Raw genomic sequence first — 1,408 nt, forward strand, 5'->3', positions numbered from 1 at the left:
ATTTTTCTCGCAGTAGCGAGATGCTTATTGCTATTTTGGCCGTGCTCAAAGCCGGTGGCGCCTATGTGCCTGTTTCACCAGCTTACCCCGAAGCTCGGGTTGAATTTATTTTAACTGACACCAACACCGACTTAGTGCTAACCCAGGAAAGCCACTTGCCATCACTTAAGCCTGTGCTTGGAAAAGCCACAGCGCTCGGCGTGAAGGCGCTCAGTGTGAATACCCATGCGCTGGCGGTGGAGCATGAGAACTTAGTGCGTCCAACGGCCTTGGCTAACTTGGCTTATATCATCTACACATCAGGGACAACCGGACAACCAAAAGGCGTAATGCTCACGCAGCACAATGTGCTTTACTATCTTCACGCCTTAACCAGCCAGTTAGGTGATAAGTATCGTAATATCGACTTTTCTTCTAACTACTGTTTTGACCTGTCGGTGACCACCACCTTATGCCCGCTCCTTGCTGGACAAACGGTGTGTGTCTATGAAGGCGATATTCTTGATGCCGCCGCCTTTAGAGCTCACCTAAGTACCGCGAATGTTGGCTTTGTGAAAACCACACCGAGTCTTGCTATGGCGCTATTGCCTGGCAGCGATGCGCAAGTCGATACTCTGATGCTTGGCGGTGAAGCACTAACTGAACAGGCCATTGATGCGTTAAGCGGCCATGTTAATGCTATTTTCGATGAATATGGCCCAACAGAAGCCACCGTCGGTGCGATGCTAGCGCAGGCCTACCCACGTCTTCATCAAGGCATAGGTAAAGCCTATCCTAACGTTAATCTTCATGTGTTATCTGAGTCGCTGCAGCCCATGCCCATTGGTGCGCCGGGTGAGTTATATATTTCAGGCCTTGGGGTTGCCCGTGGTTACTTAAACCGCCCTGAACTCAATGCTGAGCGCTTTATTGATAACCCACTTAGTCACGACCCCGCCCATAGCAAGCTGTACAAAACCGGTGACCTTGCTCGTTTCCTAGACAACGGCGACTTGGTGTATCTCGGTCGTAACGATGAGCAGGTGAAAATTCGTGGTTATCGTGTCGAATTAGGCGAGATTGCTGCAGCCATTATCGACCAACAAGGCGTACAAAACGCAGTGGTGATTGACGTGCCCGCACCGCAAGGCAAAGCACTGGCCGCTTACCTTGTCGCAGAGCCTGACCTTGAAATTACCGAATTAAAGCTCGCCCTAAGTGCTGCTTTACCTGAATACATGGTGCCCAGCCACTTTACCCTAATCGAGCATATTCCACTCACGGGTAACGGTAAGCTTGACCGCAAAGCACTCCCCGTACCAGAGCTTCAAGCCGACAACCTCTATGTGGCACCGCGCAATGCCTTAGAGATCCAACTTTGTGAGATTTGGCAACAGGTACTTGGCCTTGAGCAAGTGGGTATTGAAGA

The 1,408-nt window shown here is 50.6% G+C and carries 1 protein-coding gene; it reads left to right on the forward strand.

Annotation, left to right across the window (positions count from 1 at the left end; all coding sequences use genetic code 11):
- A partial coding sequence (locus tag CWC03_RS21065) for an amino acid adenylation domain-containing protein (RefSeq protein ID WP_138583544.1) occupies nucleotides 1-1,408 on the forward strand: 1,408 nt, incomplete at both ends.

It is taken from the genome of Pseudoalteromonas sp. S2755 (genome assembly GCF_005886535.1).
Taxonomy (GTDB): Bacteria; Pseudomonadota; Gammaproteobacteria; order Enterobacterales; family Alteromonadaceae; genus Pseudoalteromonas.